Source organism: Pandoraea horticolens (assembly GCF_902459555.1).
Taxonomy (GTDB): domain Bacteria; phylum Pseudomonadota; class Gammaproteobacteria; order Burkholderiales; family Burkholderiaceae; genus Pandoraea; species Pandoraea horticolens.
In genome coordinates this window covers 111,638-128,318 of the sequence record NZ_CABPSM010000014.1, presented here as the reverse complement: position 1 = coordinate 128,318, position 16,681 = coordinate 111,638, and the positions used below count along the sequence as shown (strand labels likewise).

Sequence of the window (16,681 nt, the reverse complement as noted above, 5' to 3'; positions counted from 1 at the left end):
TCACCGATTGGCCGCACCCAAGATCTGGTCCATGAGTGCCTCCTCACCCCGCTTGCGCAAGAGTTCTCGAGTGAGCTCTTCATAGACCGCCAACTGCTGTACCTTCATGAGGCCAACCCCAGCCTGCGCCTGCGTTTCAGGATCTTCCGGCACCCCAAGACTGGCCAGCTGCGCGGACACCTCCCGGTCGTAATCGGCGAGCATGTCCTGCAATTTTTGATGCGCGCGTTCGGTTCCCTCAGGATCCAGCCGGGCCAGCACCTGCTGCCAAGGCTCCCATTCGACTAGGAAGTACTGGGAGAACTCCGTCTGCTCTCGGGCGAGAACCTCCTGCACGGCATCCTCCAGATCCTGCGCATCCACCCTCGAGAACCAGAGGAAGCGCATGTTTGCGATGTCAGTGGGCAAGTGCAGCCGATCACGCAGTTGGACCTGATAGGCCAGATAGACTTCGATTTTGTCGACCAGCCATAACGCCTCGGCTTTCTTGCGGGCAATCCTCTCCAGTGCGTCCAGGCGAAATGCCCCACGCCCGCGCTCGACGATCTCAACGAGCCTGTTGTCATAATCGCCACGGCTGACGGCATGCGCATGACTGAGTTTAGTCAGGTCGTTATACGTCAGTGCAACGCGATCCTCGCAGGTCGCGGCGGCCCCTTGGGCGGCCAGGAAGGTCAGTTGGCGAAATTCTCCATCCTGGGAGAGTTTGGTTAACCACTTGGCGACCCCCGCCTTGAACTCGGCATTGTCGTCGACGGCCGCTTTCAAATGGAACAGAAAACGTGCGAACCCATCGGCATTTAATTCGATGCTGTGCGCCTGCCATCGGCGTATCTGCGTTTGTTCGTTGTTGCTCAACCATTCCCGAACTGCTTCGCCCACACAGCGAAACGCCATCTCGAAGCGAATCTGAGGCCCGTTATAGCCTGGCGCCAACATCGCCTTGTGCGCCTGTTCCATAAATATGAGCGAAAATAAGTTGGATTCGGCATTTACCTCACCCTCATACGGCATACCAAATACACTTGGCGGCAGGTGGGTCAGTCGGTTGGACGAGATATCAAGCATTCTTAGACTTGCAGGCAGCGCCGGCAGGTGGGTCAGATGATTGCCGCTTACGCCAAGCGTCTTGATACCCTCGGGCAACGTCGGCAACTCGGATAGTCGGTTGCTGCTTGCGAAAAGCGTTGTGAGACCCATGGGCAAGGGGGGCAGGTAGGTCAGCAGGTTGGTGCGTACGTCAAGCTTTGTGAGGCCCTCAGGCAATTCTGGCAGGTGGTCTAAGTAGTTGCCGGCAGCTGAGAGCTTCACGAGGCTCTCAGGCAAGGCTCGCAGCTCAGTCAACCCGTTACTGCGTACGTCAAGCGTTGTGAGACCCGCAGGCAAATCCGGCAGGCTATCCAAAAGTAGACCCTTCAGGTCTAATTCGCCACCCACCATGTTGAGAATCCTGTCCTGCGCGATTGCACGGCCTTTCCTCTCATCCCCCCTCGGCGCGAATGCCACCCATGCGGCCAAGGAGTACCGATAGAGCTCATCGACGCCGCTATCATCTCCCGCCTGCTGCCCGGGTAAGTCTGCGATCAGTTCTCTCAAGAGTTGACCCGCGTTCACGCGAGCCTCCAGCGTGGCGAGCACATCACGGGCGAGTTTCACATGAGCTGGCGACGGTTCACGGGTCTGGCCACCGCGCGCATTTTCCAAGCCAAGGTTTACGAATGCATCGACCAATACCTCGATGTCCAGGCCTTCACGGCATGAGCGTGCCAAATGCTGCGTCAAGTCCCGGCACACCCACTCAATGTCCGTGCGACCCACCTGGCTGAGCTGGCGATGGGTCCAGGCGAGCGCGGCCAATAGCGCGGCGCAGCGCCACTCATGGTCCGGATCGTCCCGCTGGCCGGCATACTCGAGCATTAATTCTCTTTCTTCATCGACTTGCGGGGACGAGCAAGGGCATTCGCACAGCACTTGGGTCAGCCCGGCCAGTAAATGTGATCCTATAGAAGTGATCGGCATGGATGAAAAGTCAATGGAAGAAGGTAACGGCTTGGCTCGACTTCGACGCCAGTTCGAGGAACGCGCACAATGCGCTCGTCGGCCGACGCCTCGGCGAGCATGTCGTTGTCACGAAACGCCTCGATAGAACGTGCTTCGGTCACGGGTTGGAGGCTGATCTTGCTGCACAGCGAGGCGTACACGCTGTCGTGGGCAGCCTTGGGGGCGTCATGGGCGTCCGGGACTGCGGCCTGAGCCGCGCCTTGTTGCGATTCCTTCGACTTCATATCGGCTTTCGCCTGTGTTCGTGGGGTGATTTGACTGTGAAAAGCGGTGAAAGCCCGTTTGGGCTTATCGCGCTCAGGCATGGCCTTCGGGTTGAGTGGCCGCCATGGCAATCTGGGCCAGCTCCGAGCGTAGCCTGTCGGATCGAGGGTGATCGAAATGCGGTTTCGCGGAATTTCTCTCTGGAAGCTGTTCAATTTGCTTTTTTCTTTCAGATTTAAAGCGACTATCGCTCAGTGCGGCGTAATGTTCGGTTAGGCGTGCGAAATGGCACTATTTCACGCGCGTTTCTTCTTTGAGTCAAGGTCGGACTGGCCTAGTAGAATCCACTTAGCCGTCCATTTTTTGAGATTTGTTTCATTGACAATTTTTTCGATCATCGATCGTGAAAAATCCTTAATTATATGGAAATCCAATAGCCGCACGGATTTTATGGAAATTTACATAATGTGGTGGAGCGGCATTTCAAATATCATTCACAAATTATTTTTAAAGTTTTTTGAGAAACCTAATTCTTTATGTTGTGTTTCCTTGACGCAAAAAAACGTCAACTTAATTTGGCTCTGTGAATTTCTCGAAAATTGCGCATAGAATCCAGCGCCTTATGGGCTTGGTTCTACTGGCCTGTCCGGGAAATCTCGTACCAGCGAAATCTAGAGATAATGGCTCCTCAGCTCAGACGAGGAGTTGGTATGAAGAAAAGCCGATACAACGACGAACAGATTGTGCGGATACTGCGCGAGGCAGATCGGGACACAGTGCCTGAAGTGACCAAGCGACACGGCGTGAGCGAGGCGTCGATTTACGGCTTGGTGAAAGCGCTTCGGCGAGATGGTCAGCGATGACGTCAAACGCCTCAAAGCGCTCGAAGCGGAGAATGTCAGGCTGAAGAAGCTGGTCGCCGACCAAGCACTCAATATCCAAGTCTTGAAGGAGATCGGCGCAAAAGGTGGTGAGCGTGCAGGTTCACTGTGAGCAAGCCCGGTTTGCGATGACGCGGGGCTTGAGTCAACGGCGGGCCTGTGCGCTTATGCAGATCAGCCGATCGAGCTTGGTCTATATGCCCAAGATGCCCACAAAAAACGCGCCTGTGATCGAAGCGATGCGAGCGTTGTCGGGTCAATTCCCGCGCTTCGGTTCTCGCCGCATCCGAGTGGTGCTGGGATGCGAAGGCATCGTCCTCGGTCGTGTCCGATGTGCTTCGCTTTGGGCGCAGGCGGGTCTGCAAGTGCCGAAGAAGCGACGTAGGCGCCGCGTGGCTGGCAGTCGGCCAAGACCCCATCGCCGGCAGCCCGCAACTCGGTGTGGTGCTATGACTTCGTGTTCGATGCCTGCGCGAACGGCCAGCAAGTCGAATGTCTGACGGTGGTCGACGAACCTACGCAGGAGTGCCTGCCGATCGATGTGGCGGGATCGATTCGCTCACGTCGAGTCATTGAGGTGCTCGGTCGATTGATCAGCGTGCACGGCGCACCACGTTATCTCCGGTCAGACGACGGGCCGACTCTCGTGATCCCCGATCCCGTCACGTAGGTCTGTCCGGGCATCGCAATATTCAAATTAGGCGTGACGTTGTACTGCGCATTCTGAAACGCAATGCTGAGCGCCCCCGATAGCGTGCCAACCGCGCCCGTCGTTATGTCGACAGCCTTCGTCGCGCCGGCGAGCGCATAGGTCATCGTGCCGGACACCGGCAGATTAGCATCCAGCGTCGGGCGCCCCACGAGGTATGGCATGCCCGAGCGCCACGTCGACAGATCGAACGCCACGTTGTGATCGGACACACTCCCCAACGTCCATCTCCCCCACCCGAGGTCGTCGAGATTGCCGACCTCAACCACCGTCAATGTGGAGTTCACGGCGAACGGCATGGCCGATCCCGTGAAGTTCACCAGCCAGTTCGACGCATTGAACGTCGCGGTTCCCGAGCCAAGATTGCCAAGACCGTCCGCCCCCCAGTTCGTCAGGTAATAGCCGGCGCCGCTTGCCAGCACTACCGGCACAGTGACCGGCGGTCTCACGACAGGGAGAATGGGCGGCGTCACGACATCAGGCGGCGGATTGCTGGTCGACGACGGATGAAAAAAAACGGGCGGCGGCGTGAACATGATCCCCGGATTCACGGGCACGAGGATCGGCGGCGGGGTCATGTTTGGCGTTGGCGCGAAGCCGAACTGCCCGGCAGCGAACAGCTGCGTGCCCGTAGGATTTGTCACGTTGATCAAGCCGTCCAGCACCTGAACATAAAGCCCCGGACTCAATGGTGTGCGACTACCACCAGTGCCGCTCGGCACAGTACTCCCCGGTGCCGAGGGTTACGCGAAGCGGCCGAAATCCGGGATCACGGTCTGAGCGGCGGCTGGCGCAATCCCGGCCACCATCAAGCAAGGCATTGCGCTCAGAAGTGCCGCCACACGCCGGAAGGCATCGCGAGACACACCACGGGTCGGTATCGGTTTGCGCAACGTCATTTTTCGCTCCATATCGGGACGGCAAGGCAACATATCGAAGACGGAAACAGACCGGGCACGCACCCGCGAAGCGTCAGCGGAAGTCATAACGCGCCACAACTTCATAAACGCTGCGGTGATAGTCATACAGCGTCAGACTGGAACGGTTGCGCGTGAAGCTATATTGCGGCGTGATTGAAAATGCCTTCGTCACGAAATACGAATAGCCCGCTCGCACATCAAGCTGGCGGTCGCGGCGCTCGACGAGAAACATGCTGTCGAGCGTGTCGTAGTTGCGCCGCTCGAAGCTCACGTTCGCAAACAACACCTGATTGGGCATCGCATGCCATTCGCCACCGAAGCGTCCGCCCCACAGGTGATTGCCGAACGCCGCAGCGTTGTTGTCCTTGGGACTCTCACGTCCCGCATACATCGACGCAAAGACCACCGGCTCGCCATACACCCGACGTGAATCCCTTGACGAGGGAGGCACCGCCCAACGCCCGGTTCACATCGCGCACGTCTGTTCCCATATAACGCAGCGGCGTGTACTGTGCGAACGCCGCAGCCTGAAGGCTGTCGCCCAGGTCTCGCGTCCACTGCGCCGTGAAACCGTTCAGATTGCGATAGCTCTCCGCGTCCAGCCACATGTGCTGATTGGCATATTGCAGGCCGAAGTTGTTCGGACCAGATAGCCAGTTCGCCCCAAGCTGGAACATATAGCTGCCCTGATCGAACCCCCGGGCGTTGCCGCCATATCGGCGAATATCGACGTCGGCACCGCCCGACACCACGAGGTTCTCCGTCAAGGCATGACGCACCGACAACCCACCGCTAACATCGCCAAAATTGGCGGGCGTGCCGCGTGCGTTGCCGTCGAGAACGAACACCAGACCGCCGAGCGACGGAATGGCAATCGACGAGTTGATCGTCGCGTTATTGGCGTTGGTGTCGCGTCCGAAATTGCCTTGCACGTATCCCGACCACGCGGTGCGCACGCCCACCGGCGCATTGATCGCGTTCAGATAAGCCTGAATGACCGGGCGCACCCCCTCCGGCACCTCGCCTGCGGCCACGCTTTCGAATTCGCGTCGCGCATTCTCGCGTTGCCCCAGCAGAAAATAGGTTCTGGCAAGCTCGAGATGCGTGGGGCCGTCATCGGGACGCGCTGCGGCACTGCGCTTCAATGCACGTTCGGCAACCTCGAGATGACGGCTATCCGCCGCGGCGATGCCAAGCAGATAGTCATACTCCGAATCCCCGGCCAGACGGCTCTCCAGCGGAGCGAGCACCGCATAGGCCGCATCGGGCGACTTCGTGCGCATCAATGCGCGCGCCTGTTCAAGCGCCTGATCTTTTGCGGCGGACGAATCTGACGAGCCGGGCTGAGCGGAGGAACGAGCGTCGACAGAAGCGCCTTCGGAAGCGTATGCACCACCAGCCAGAACGACAGAAAACGCCGCTGCAACGAACGCGCGCCAGCGAAACGATAGAACGGACACCCGATACGACGAGACCCCGGTCGCCGGTAGCCTCTTGCGGGTCTGTTTATTGGTTTTGCTTTGTACAGCCGAATCCCACTGTCGCGCGTCTACCTGTTTTCATTGCAGCAACGGCAGTGGACGCGCAGCGCAAAGTCGGGGGCCAAGACCGAACCCGCAACGACAATGTCCCAGGGCCGGCGCGTGGGCGCCATTAGAGCGCAACGATATAGGCATGGCAAGCGGGAAACCCGGAGGTGCGCCCACGGCATTCGCTCTGGGTTCGCCTGGCGAATCCGATTTTGGCGCATCTTTTTCATAGATTATTTCTATTAAAATATGAAATTCATTAATATTCGACTTCCCGCTGCCTCCCTCAACACACCGTCTGATCCACGCCTCGCCTCACGTTGCGGGATCTTGCACGAAGTTATGCGGCCTACAGAGGCAGTCTTATATAAGACCCAAGCATTCACATTACGAAAAGGCATTTCAGTTTTGCCCCCGACCCGTGTCACAATCGGGGAAATTTGTCATGGCTAGCGGACTGGCACCTCAGTCAGCGGCGTTCCCCCACCTTTCCCTGCTTCTTGAATCCGAGACCAGCGATGAGTACGCAGCAACCCAGCATCATCTACACCCTGACCGACGAAGCACCGCTTCTGGCCACCAGTTCCTTCCTCCCGATCATTCGTACGTTCACGGCACCGGCGGGCGTGTCGGTCGAGACGAGCGACATTTCGGTCTCGGCCCGTATCCTCGGCGAGTTCCCCGAATTCCTGACGGAAGAACAGCGCGTGCCGGATAACCTCGCCGAGCTGGGCCGTCTGACGCAAGAACCGGACACGAACATCATCAAGCTGCCGAACATCAGCGCATCGGTGTTCCAGCTCCAGAGTGCCATCAAGGAACTGCAATCGAAGGGCTACAAGATCCCGGATTATCCGGAAGATCCGAAGACCGACGAAGAGAAGTCCATTCAGAAGCGCTATTCGAAGTGCCTCGGCTCGGCCGTGAACCCGGTGCTGCGCGAAGGCAACTCGGATCGTCGCGCCCCGCTCGCCGTCAAGAACTACGCCAGGAAGCACCCGCACAGCATGGGCGAGTGGAGCATGGCTTCGCGCACGCACGTTGCGCACATGAAGCATGGCGACTTCTACCACGGCGAAAAGTCGATGACGCTCGACCGCGCCCGCGATGTCAAGATGGAACTCGTCACCAAGAGCGGCAAGACGATCGTTCTGAAGCCGAAGGTCTCGCTGCTCGACGGCGAAATCATCGACAGCATGTTCATGAGCAAGAAGGCGCTGTGCGACTTCTACGAAGAACAGATGGAAGACGCGCGCAAGACCGGCGTGATGTTCTCGCTGCATGTGAAGGCCACCATGATGAAGGTCTCGCACCCGATCGTGTTCGGTCACGCCGTGAAGATCTTCTATAAGGAAGCCTTCGAGAAGCACGGCAAGCTGTTCGACGAACTGGGCGTGAACGTCAACAACGGTCTCGTGAACCTGTACGAGAAGATCGAAGCGCTGCCTAGCTCGCAGCGAGAAGAGATCATCCGCGATCTGCATGCCTGCCACGAGCACCGTCCGGAACTGGCGATGGTCGACTCGGCCAAGGGCATCTCGAACCTGCACGCGCCGAACGACGTGATCGTCGACGCCTCGATGCCGGCCATGATCCGCATCGGCGGCAAGATGTGGGGCGCCGACGGCCGTCCGAAGGACACGAAGGCCGTGATCCCGGAAAGCACGTTCGCCCGCATTTATCAGGAGATCATCAACTTCTGCAAGACGAACGGCAACTTCGATCCGACCACGATGGGTACGGTGCCGAACGTGGGCCTGATGGCTCAGAAGGCAGAAGAGTACGGCTCGCACGACAAGACGTTCGAAATCGCCGAAGACGGTGTGGCGAACATCGTCGACATCGCCACGGGCGAAGTGCTGCTCTCGCAGAACGTGGAAGCTGGCGACATCTGGCGTATGTGCCAGGTCAAGGACGCCCCGATCCGTGACTGGGTGAAGCTCGCCGTGAACCGCGTGCGCAACTCGGGCATGCCGGCCGTGTTCTGGCTCGACCCGTACCGTCCGCACGAAGCAGAACTGATCAAGAAGGTCGAGACGTACCTGAAGGATTACGACACCAACGGCCTCGACATCCAGATCATGTCGCAAGTGCGCGCCATGCGTTACACGCTCGAGCGCGTGATCCGCGGTCTAGACACCATCTCGGTGACCGGCAACATTCTGCGCGATTACCTGACCGACCTGTTCCCGATCATGGAACTCGGCACCAGCGCCAAGATGCTGTCGATCGTGCCGCTCATGGCCGGTGGCGGCATGTACGAAACGGGGGCGGGCGGCTCGGCACCGAAGCATGTGAAGCAACTGGTGGAAGAGAACCACCTGCGCTGGGATTCGCTGGGTGAATTCCTGGCATTGGCCGTCTCGCTGGAAGACCTGGGCATCAAGACGGGCAACCAACGCGCCAAGATCCTCGCCAAAACGCTGGATGCCGCGACCGGCAAGCTGCTCGACAACAACAAGAGCCCGTCGCCGAAGACCGGTGAGCTGGACAACCGTGGCAGCCAGTTCTATCTGGCAATGTACTGGGCGCAGGAGCTGGCCGAACAGAAGGACGACGCCGAACTGGCCAAGGCCTTCACCTCGCTCGCCAAACAACTGACCGAGAACGAGAAGACCATCGCGAGCGAATTCGCCAGCGTGCAGGGCAAGCCGACGGACATCGGCGGCTACTACAAGCCGGACTTCGAGAAGCTCGATCAGGTCATGCGTCCGAGCAAGACGTTCAACGCGGCACTGGCAAGCGCCGCGAAGGCGTAAGACGGGAAAGCAAGCGATGCGGGCGGTCTGTGAGGACCGCCCGCTAACACCGCAGCGTCCAACAAAAAAGCTGGCCTAGGCCAGCTTTTTTGTTGACTTCACGCCGATGGCGCGAAAGCGGGCCATGCCGCCCTTCGCCCCACCGGATCAATGCGTTAGCGATTGACCTGTTCCTTCGATTGCGTGAGTGCGAGCACGGCGCCGATGGCCAGTGCCGCCGATACGCAGTACATGCCCGCGTTGGTGCTGTGCGTCACGTCCTTGAGCCAGCCGATGACGAAGGGGCTCACGAAGCCAGCGAGGTTGCCGATCGAGTTGATCATGCCGATGGCCGCGGCCGCCGAACCACCGACAAGGAGCGCGCTCGGATACGTCCAGAACACAGGCATCGTGGCGAGCATGCCCGCCGTGCCGACCGAGAGTGCAACCATCGCGAGCGGCACGTTGTTGCCCCAGACGGTGCTCAGGTACAGGCCCACGGCACCGGCGAACGACACCACGGCAAAGTGCCAGCGACGCTCGCGCGTGCGGTCCGAACTACGTGCGACACCAATCATGCTGAGCACGGCACAAGCGTACGGAATGGCGGTGAGCAGACCGACGTCGAGTGCGCTCTTCACGCCGCTGGCCTTGATAAGCGTCGGCAGGTAGAAGCCGATGCCGTAGAGCCCCATCATGCAGCAGAAGTAGATCACGGCCATCAGCCACACGCGACCGTTCGCGAACACCGATGTGACCGAATGCTGCGCCTTGCCCGCGCTGTCTTGCGCAATGTTGTGCTCAAGAACCGCCTTTTCGTCTTCCGTCAGCCAGGACGCGACGCGAATGCCGTTCGGCAGATACATCAGCGTCACGACACCGAGAATCACCGACGGAATGGCTTCGATGAAGAACAGCCACTGCCATGCAGACCAGCCACCCACGCCATTGAACGCGGCGAGAATCCAGCCCGAGAGCGGCCCGCCGAACACGCCCGCAATGGGAATGCCGATCATGAAAAGCGCGTTCATCCGGCCACGGCGTTGCGCCGGGAACCAGTAGGTCAGATACAGCACGATGCCGGGGAAGAAACCTGCCTCGGCCACGCCGAGGAAGAATCGCACGACGTAGAACTGCGTCGGTGTCTTCACGAACAGCGTGGCTGCCGAGAGGATTGCCCACGAGATCATGATGCGCGCGATCCAGCGGCGCGCACCGACCTTGTGCATGATGATGTTGCTCGGCACCTCGAAGAAGAAGTAACCGATGAAGAAGATGCCGGCGCCCAGACCGTAGATGGTCTCGCTGAACTGAAGGTCGTTCAGCATTTGCAGCTTGGCAAAGCCGACGTTCACGCGGTCAAGATAGGCCGCGACGTAACACAGGAAAAGGAACGGCAACAAACGCCAGGTCGCTTTTGCATAGGCTTGCGCCTCGATCTCGCGCGTATGCGCGTTGGGTTTGACTCCGCTAGCGATAGTACTCATGGTCTCCACTTCGAACCTTGGCTGCCCAAGCAGCCAGAATCACGACTGCAACGCTGCCTCCGGACCACTCGCACTGATCACGCCGCCTTACCCGCTCGACTGCTCTGAAAGACCTCACGGTTCTCGCCGTAAGAGAACCGATCGCGCGAAGTCCGGACGCATTGTCTCCGGACGTCGCCCCCGGCCGGCGGGCCGTTGGGCGACGTTTCTCACCCTGCCATCCCCTTTCGTCATTGGGAGGCCGACGCGATTGTAAACCATAGGACACCGCTCCATTTCGAACGCTTGCTCGGTCATTGGCCACATTCCGAAATCGCGTACGACGAGAATGTCGTGTTGACACGACGTTCATCGTGAACTGACACAATGCGGCGTTGCAAGCGATGTCAGCGTTGCAATGCCATACAGCGCGGTGCGTCCGGAGGCTGACATGCGTATGCCAGTAAGGATGTGTCCGAAAAGCCATCGAAAATTCGTCACATCGCCACCTGACAGGCTGGCGGCTTAGCGCGTAACCTAGACGTTTTCGGGTGGCATCACGCGGTGCACGCAATGCCCGTCGCAAGATGGGGCGAGACACCTTGCCAGGCTTCCCACCAAGACATTTTCCGAGTCACCTATCGCCATGACGTCACTCACTGCCCTTTCCCTCCCCACGCCGGCGACGGTCTCATTGGTGAGTGTGTTTCCCGCTGCCGAGAATGGCGGCAATCCGGCGCCCATCGTGCTCGATGCGGATGCCATGACCACAGACGACATGCGTGCTGTGGCCGCACACTATGGTCACGAGAGCGCGTTCGTGATGGCTCCGGAACACACGGGCAATGCCTGGCGTTTTCGATTCTTCGTACCGAATCACGAGATGGAGATGTGCGGACACGCGACGCTGGGGGCGTTGTGGGTGTTGCGTCGTGCCGGACGATGGGATGGCAGCCCCGTCACGATCGAGACACTCAGCGGACGGGTCGAAGGCCGCCTCGCATCGGATGGCGAGCATATCGAGGTGAGTCAGCCGGCCGGGCGCACCGAACCGGTCATCGATGCCAGCGCCATCGCCGCCATTTGCGCAGCGCTGCGAATCTCACCTGACGACATCGCGCTCGAAGGCATCTGTAACGCTGCGACCAGCCGCGTGAAGACGCTGGTGCCGCTACGCAGCGTCGAACAGTTACAGGTGTTGGCGCCCGACTTTACGACGATGCTCGCCACATGCGATGCCATCGGGTCCACCGGCCTGTACCCGTGTGCCCGGGAAGACGTTGGCAACGGACGTGCGTTACCGGTACTGCAAGCGCGCCAGTTCCCGCGCGCTTCCGGCTATCCGGAAGATGCGGCGACCGGCATAGCGGCCGCCGCGCTGCTCTATGGCGCGCGCCGCTATGGCTGGCTCGCGCCCGGCGAGCGTGGCGTCGTCGTACGCCAGGGGGTGGCAATGGGGCATCCCTCCGCTATCACCGTCACGTTGCGCGATCCGCTCGACGCTGCCGCAGGCTGCTGGATCAGCGGCGACGTGCACGCCATGTGACGACGACCGGCACACCGGGCACAGCACCACACAGGAACACCGCACGGGTCAGGCAGGCGAGAAGACGCCATGGCGTGCCGGCGAACGTGGAACGTCGACCGAAGGACCACGATGGGAAACGCCTGCCGGTGCTTGGGGCCTTAGCTGTCTGCGCGTAACAGCCCCCAACATAACCGGTAGAGTTCGTCTTCGAACTCGGGAGTGCCAAGCAATGGGGAGTCTTCGAGCGCGGCGGAGCGCAGCGTACCCATGACGGCGCGCGTGAGCACGAAGATGGTGGCGGCGGTGGGCGGACGCATCTCGGGGGCGTCGCGCCGCGACATGGCGACGGCGATATGTTCGGCGGCCTCGCGCATGGCTTGCATGATGTTCTCGTGATGATCGAGTTGCCACGCCATCTTGATGAGCGAGCGCTTCACGCGCCCGCCCGCGCCGAACGCTTCGATGAGCACCCGAAGCCGCTCACGGATCACACGCTCGGGGTCGGCCCCTTCTTCAGCGGCTCGGGCGATACGCTCATTGAGTTCGTCCATCACGCGGCGACGTTCACGCGCGATCATCGCCAGCAGAATCGCTTCTTTGGTCGGGAAGTACTGGTAAAGCGTGCCGATAGAGAAACCGGCCTTCCGGGCAATGCGATTGGTGGTGAGCGCAGCCTCTCCTTCTTCGTCCAGAACCTGAGCAGTGGCCTCGAAAATCGTTTCAACGGTGTGTTGTGCGCGTGCCTGCATCGGCCGCTTTCGCATGGTGGACGGGGCGTTCGGGGTAGCGGGCGGCTTGGGTGTGAACACGTTGAAAAACCTGAGCGGGAAGCGAGTTGCGGCAAGACGCCTGAAAAATGAATAATGCTCACATTCAAGACAAAACTCAAGTGACGGCGACAAAGTGTGCCTTCCGCACTCAACGAGTGCCGCGAATTCGCCAATATCGCCGGCGAGCCAAGACACCATGAGCAACGACATTTCCGCCCTGACCGTACGTAAGCTGACTGTCGACCTGGCCAGTGGCTTCGACCGTCATTGGCATAGCGGCGACGCGTATCGCACGATGTACTACAACGCGCTGTCGATGAGCTTCCCGGTCGGCGAGCAATCGTTCATCGATTCAGTGCGCGACACAATGGACCATCTGCCCGGCGATGCCCGCTACGACAAGTTGCGTGCCGACATCGTGCAGTTCATCGGACAAGAGGCGACACATCGTCATCTGCACGGTCAGTACAACGCGCAGTTGGCCAAGCAAGGGCTGATCAATCACTGGGAGAACTGGGCGACGGCCCGCATTCAATGGGCTCGCCGCCGCAAGCTCTCGCCGATGTATATGCTCGCCGTGACGGCGGCATACGAGCACTGCACCGCCGTGTTCGGCGATGGCGCGCTTCGCTACGACCGCTGGCTCGCGAAGGCAGAGCCGAAGATGCGCCTGATGTGGCGATGGCATGCGGCTGAAGAAACGGAGCACAAGGCCGTCGCGTTCGATCTGTATCGCGCACTCGGGGGCAGCGAGCGTCAGCGCATCCTGACCTATCTCTATGTGCTGTTCATGTTCGCGCTGGAAAGCCATGCGCAGACGATCAATAACCTCTGGCACGACGGCACGCTCTTCAAGCCGCGTACCTGGTGGGGATTCACCACGATGTTCTTCGGCCGGGATGGCATCGTCTGGCGTAGCACCAGGCCAATGCTCAAGTACCTCGCACCCTCGTTTCATCCAAAGCGTCACGGAGATCCGAAGCTCGCTGAAAACTGGCTTGAGGCGCATAGCGCCAGTTGGCGCGCCGTTCGCTGATTTGCTTTGCCTGCTGCTGACGGCTGATCTACGCTTCCCTCAGCGGTCGGCCGCCGGGCCGCTCCCCGCCGATGGCAGACCGCAGCCGTGTGCAAGAGGCAAACCACCGGCGTTAACCCGAAAATTGTGCCGTCAACAACGGAATACCGAGTATCAAAGCCAAGTGATATGTCACATGAGGCAACTTGATAATAATAATCACGCCTCAAAGCAACACCGATATCAGCACATCAAAAACACGATTACCGGCGGCAACCTGACGTCGAACGGCGGTCAGTTAGGCATGTCGGTGCCGCTCGGCGCGGGTAGCGTGATGGCATCGTTCGCCTATACGAAGAATTCGGGCATGAACGACACGAGCCGAAGCACCTGGGCACTTGGCTACGATTACGACCTCTCCAAGCGCACGGATCTCTATGCGGCCTACCTGAACGACAAGGTGTCCGGGCTCGAAGCCGGGAATACTTTCGGGGTGGGCATGCGCACCAAGTTCTGACAAACTCGGCTGCACGGGTTCGCTCACAGTACAATGCGCGCGCCCCCGCTGCACACGGACAACGGCATAACAAAGTCACAAGGAGAGCACGTTGCTGACTAAATTCTTCAAGCTCGAGGAGCATGGCTCCAATGTACGAACAGAAATGGTGGCCGGTCTCACGACCTTCCTCACCATGTCGTACATCATTTTCGTCAACCCCAACATCCTCGGCACGACCGGCATGGACAAGAGCGCCGTGTTTGTGGCGACCTGTCTCGCGGCCGCCATCGGCTCAGTGGTGATGGCGTTCGTCGCGAACTACCCGATCGGCATGGCGCCGGGCATGGGGCTGAACGCCTTCTTCGCCTTCACGGTCGTCGGCGCAATGGGCTACACGTGGCAGCAGGCGCTGGGCGCGGTGTTTATCTCAGGGTGTTTGTTCATCATCCTGACGGTAACAGGCATACGCTCATGGCTGATTGCCGGGGTGCCCAAATCGTTGCGATGTGCAATTGCGGCCGGTATCGGGCTGTTCCTCGCGATCATCGCGCTCGGTAACGCCGGCGTGGTCGTGGCAAACCCGGCGACGAAAATCGGTCTGGGCGACCTCCACTCGCCGCAAGCGCTGCTCGCGATCTTCGGCTTCTTCCTGATTGCCGTGCTCGACGCCCTGCGCGTACGTGGCGCCATTCTGATCGGCATTCTGGTAGTGACGATTCTCTCGATGGTCCTGGGCCTGAACCAGTTCCAGGGTGTCTTCGCCATGCCGCCAAGCCTGGCCCCGACGTTCCTCCAACTCGACATTCCAGGCGCACTGCACGCAGGCTTCGTTCACGTGATTCTCGCGTTCGTGCTAGTGGAAGTGTTCGACGCCACCGGCACGCTGATGGGCGTGGCAAAGCGCGCCGGTCTGCTCGAAGGTACACATTACAAGGGCCTTGGCCGCGCGCTCTTCGCCGATTCGATCGCGATTTTCATCGGCTCGCTGCTGGGTACGAGCAGCACGACAGCCTACGTGGAAAGTGCCTCGGGCGTTCAAGCCGGCGGCCGCACGGGCCTCACCGCCCTCACGATTGCCGTGCTCTTCATCCTCGCACTGTTCATCGCTCCGCTGGCCGGTTCGGTACCCGCCTACGCAGCCGCCCCGGCACTGCTGTATGTCGCAGGTCTGATGCTGCGCGAACTGCTCGACGTGGAGTGGGACGACATCACGGAAGCCACCCCGGCCGCATTGACCGCACTGGCAATGCCGTTCACCTACTCGATCGCCACGGGTCTGGCATTCGGCTTCATCTCGTATGCCGTGCTCAAGCTGTTCACGGGCCGCGCGAAACAAGTTCACCCGGCCGCCTGGGTAATCGCCGTCCTGTTCGTGCTGAAGTACGCGTTCTTCCCGGGTTGATCGATTCGATATCTCCATGACAAAACGGCCCGCCGGAGGATTTCCCGGCGGGCCGTTTTGCATTGTGATGCGATGCTGCGACTTGCGGCCGTTGCCCTATCCGGCACTCACGCCTTCGCGGCCGAAATCAATGCCGCCAACCCCGTGCGATGCTGCCCCTGCGCATCGAAGTTCTCCGGCGACAACCATTGCTGGAAACCACGGCTGATGGCCGGCCATTCGCCATCGATAATCGAGAACCACGCCGTGTCGCGGCTACGGCCCCGGTACACAATCGCCTGACGGAAGATGCCCTCGAAGATGAAGCCGTAACGCGCCGCCGCCCTGCGCGACGGTGCATTCAAAGCGTCGCACTTCCACTCGTATCGGCGATAACCCAACTCGTCGAACGCTCGACGCATCAACAAGTATTGCGCCTCCGTACCCGCACGCGTGCGCTTGAGCAACGGTGAATACGCCACATGCCCAACCTCGATCACGCCGTTCGCCACGTCGATGCGCATGAGCGCAAACGTCCCCACCGCCTTGCCCGTCTCCCGATCAATGATCGCGTAATGCAACGGATCAGTAGACGACGCCAACTTGGTCGCGTACGCGTAGTAACTGTCGAAGTCCGGGAACGGGCCGCCACTCATGTATGTCCAGTCGCGGCCGTCCGATGCTCCGGCATATGCCTCGTACAAATCCTTCGCATGACGCTCCACGTCAATCGGCTCGATCCGGCAGTAACGCCCCTCGATCGGCGTACGAGACGGCGCAGCTCGCGGCTTCCAATCCGGCAGCGCAGCACCGATCGGCTGGTCGTAATCGTTGAAGTTTGGTGCGTCAGTCATGTCCTTCTTTCTCCGAAAATTGGCCCACGTTCAGTTCATGACGCTCAAGGTATCGCTTCAGTGGTACGATTAAAAGCACCACTGTAACGGAATCTCATGGTGCCAGGATTTGCGCTAAACCCGCCG

15 protein-coding genes and 2 pseudogenes are annotated in these 16,681 nt (G+C 59.9%); 8 read left to right on the top strand and 9 right to left on the bottom strand.

All coding sequences use genetic code 11. The features are described from left to right. Both PHO31112_RS20605 and PHO31112_RS27740 read right to left on the bottom strand, forming a co-directional pair. Positions 1 to 2,019, bottom strand: coding sequence for an NEL-type E3 ubiquitin ligase domain-containing protein (locus PHO31112_RS20605; RefSeq protein WP_150622572.1), 2,019 nt, complete (start codon positions 2,017 to 2,019; stop codon positions 1 to 3). Between the two features lie 62 nt (positions 2,020 to 2,081). Continuing rightward, positions 2,082 to 2,285 (bottom strand): annotated as a pseudogene (locus PHO31112_RS27740) (type VI secretion system contractile sheath large subunit); the annotation flags it as partial. Positions 2,286 to 2,975: 690 nt separating this feature from the next. Between PHO31112_RS27740 and PHO31112_RS28260 the strand changes: the two are divergent. The 3 genes from PHO31112_RS28260 (at position 2,976) to PHO31112_RS28250 (ending at position 3,816) form a co-directional block, all read left to right on the top strand. Then, positions 2,976 to 3,128: a transposase gene (locus tag PHO31112_RS28260; RefSeq protein WP_174995814.1), complete on the top strand. Its 153-nt coding sequence runs from the start codon at positions 2,976 to 2,978 to the stop codon at positions 3,126 to 3,128. Continuing rightward, entirely contained in the window at positions 3,115 to 3,258 is a 144-nt protein-coding gene (locus tag PHO31112_RS28255; RefSeq protein WP_174995813.1) for a hypothetical protein, read from the top strand. The genes PHO31112_RS28260 and PHO31112_RS28255 overlap by 14 nt, the downstream gene beginning before the upstream one ends. A gap of 327 nt (positions 3,259 to 3,585) precedes the next feature. Continuing rightward, entirely contained in the window at positions 3,586 to 3,816 is a 231-nt protein-coding gene (locus tag PHO31112_RS28250; protein ID WP_425495224.1) for a DDE-type integrase/transposase/recombinase, read from the top strand. On the opposite strand, the gene PHO31112_RS20590 is transcribed toward PHO31112_RS28250, so the two are convergent. The 4 genes from PHO31112_RS20590 to PHO31112_RS20580 all read right to left on the bottom strand — a co-directional run bounded on the left by PHO31112_RS20590 (position 3,762) and on the right by PHO31112_RS20580 (position 6,058). Next, entirely contained in the window at positions 3,762 to 4,499 is a 738-nt protein-coding gene (locus PHO31112_RS20590) for a hypothetical protein (protein WP_150622568.1), read from the bottom strand. The two genes, PHO31112_RS28250 and PHO31112_RS20590, sit on opposite strands and share 55 nt — an antisense overlap. A 99-nt stretch (positions 4,500 to 4,598) precedes the next feature. After that, positions 4,599 to 4,754 carry a hypothetical protein gene (locus PHO31112_RS27215; protein ID WP_174995812.1) on the bottom strand — a complete coding sequence of 52 codons (156 nt, stop codon included), beginning with the start codon at positions 4,752 to 4,754 and terminating at the stop codon, positions 4,599 to 4,601. Between the two features lie 73 nt (positions 4,755 to 4,827). Continuing rightward, positions 4,828 to 5,181, bottom strand: coding sequence for a porin family protein (locus tag PHO31112_RS20585; RefSeq protein ID WP_217427057.1), 354 nt, complete (start codon positions 5,179 to 5,181; stop codon positions 4,828 to 4,830). Beyond that, on the bottom strand, positions 5,150 to 6,058 hold the full coding sequence (locus PHO31112_RS20580) for a surface lipoprotein assembly modifier (protein WP_150622564.1): 909 nt from the start codon (positions 6,056 to 6,058) through the stop codon (positions 5,150 to 5,152). The genes PHO31112_RS20585 and PHO31112_RS20580 overlap by 32 nt, the downstream gene beginning before the upstream one ends. 764 nt (positions 6,059 to 6,822) lie before the next feature. Here PHO31112_RS20580 and PHO31112_RS20575 point away from each other — a divergent pair. After that, complete coding sequence (locus tag PHO31112_RS20575) at positions 6,823 to 9,063, top strand: NADP-dependent isocitrate dehydrogenase (RefSeq protein WP_150622563.1); 2,241 nt, start codon at positions 6,823 to 6,825, stop codon at positions 9,061 to 9,063. A gap of 155 nt (positions 9,064 to 9,218) precedes the next feature. Here the strand turns inward: PHO31112_RS20575 and PHO31112_RS20570 are convergent, their stop codons facing one another. Beyond that, entirely contained in the window at positions 9,219 to 10,529 is a 1,311-nt protein-coding gene (locus PHO31112_RS20570; RefSeq protein WP_150622561.1) for an MFS transporter, read from the bottom strand. Positions 10,530 to 11,154: 625 nt separating this feature from the next. On the opposite strand from PHO31112_RS20570, the gene PHO31112_RS20565 reads away from it, so the two are divergent. Beyond that, a complete protein-coding gene (locus PHO31112_RS20565) occupies positions 11,155 to 12,054 on the top strand; it encodes a PhzF family phenazine biosynthesis protein (protein ID WP_150622559.1) in 900 nt (299 codons plus the stop codon). Positions 12,055 to 12,194: 140 nt separating this feature from the next. On the opposite strand, the gene PHO31112_RS20560 is transcribed toward PHO31112_RS20565, so the two are convergent. Further along, the gene (locus PHO31112_RS20560; RefSeq protein ID WP_246178428.1) at positions 12,195 to 12,845 is read right to left on the bottom strand and encodes a TetR/AcrR family transcriptional regulator; all 651 of its coding nucleotides are present in this window, start codon (positions 12,843 to 12,845) and stop codon (positions 12,195 to 12,197) included. A 157-nt stretch (positions 12,846 to 13,002) separates the two neighbouring features. Here PHO31112_RS20560 and PHO31112_RS20555 point away from each other — a divergent pair, with 157 nt between their 5' ends. From PHO31112_RS20555 to PHO31112_RS20545, 3 genes and pseudogenes are all read left to right on the top strand, one after another. Further along, a complete protein-coding gene (locus tag PHO31112_RS20555) occupies positions 13,003 to 13,842 on the top strand; it encodes a metal-dependent hydrolase (RefSeq protein WP_150622557.1) in 840 nt (279 codons plus the stop codon). A 217-nt stretch (positions 13,843 to 14,059) separates the two neighbouring features. Next, a pseudogene (locus PHO31112_RS20550) lies at positions 14,060 to 14,338 on the top strand (porin); the annotation flags it as partial. Between the two features lie 91 nt (positions 14,339 to 14,429). Further along, a complete protein-coding gene (locus tag PHO31112_RS20545) occupies positions 14,430 to 15,722 on the top strand; it encodes an NCS2 family permease (RefSeq protein WP_150622555.1) in 1,293 nt (430 codons plus the stop codon). 107 nt (positions 15,723 to 15,829) lie between these two features. Here PHO31112_RS20545 and PHO31112_RS20540 read toward each other — a convergent pair whose 3' ends face one another. Continuing rightward, a complete protein-coding gene (locus PHO31112_RS20540; protein ID WP_150622553.1) occupies positions 15,830 to 16,555 on the bottom strand; it encodes a GNAT family N-acetyltransferase in 726 nt (241 codons plus the stop codon). Positions 16,556 to 16,681: the final 126 nt, after the last annotated feature.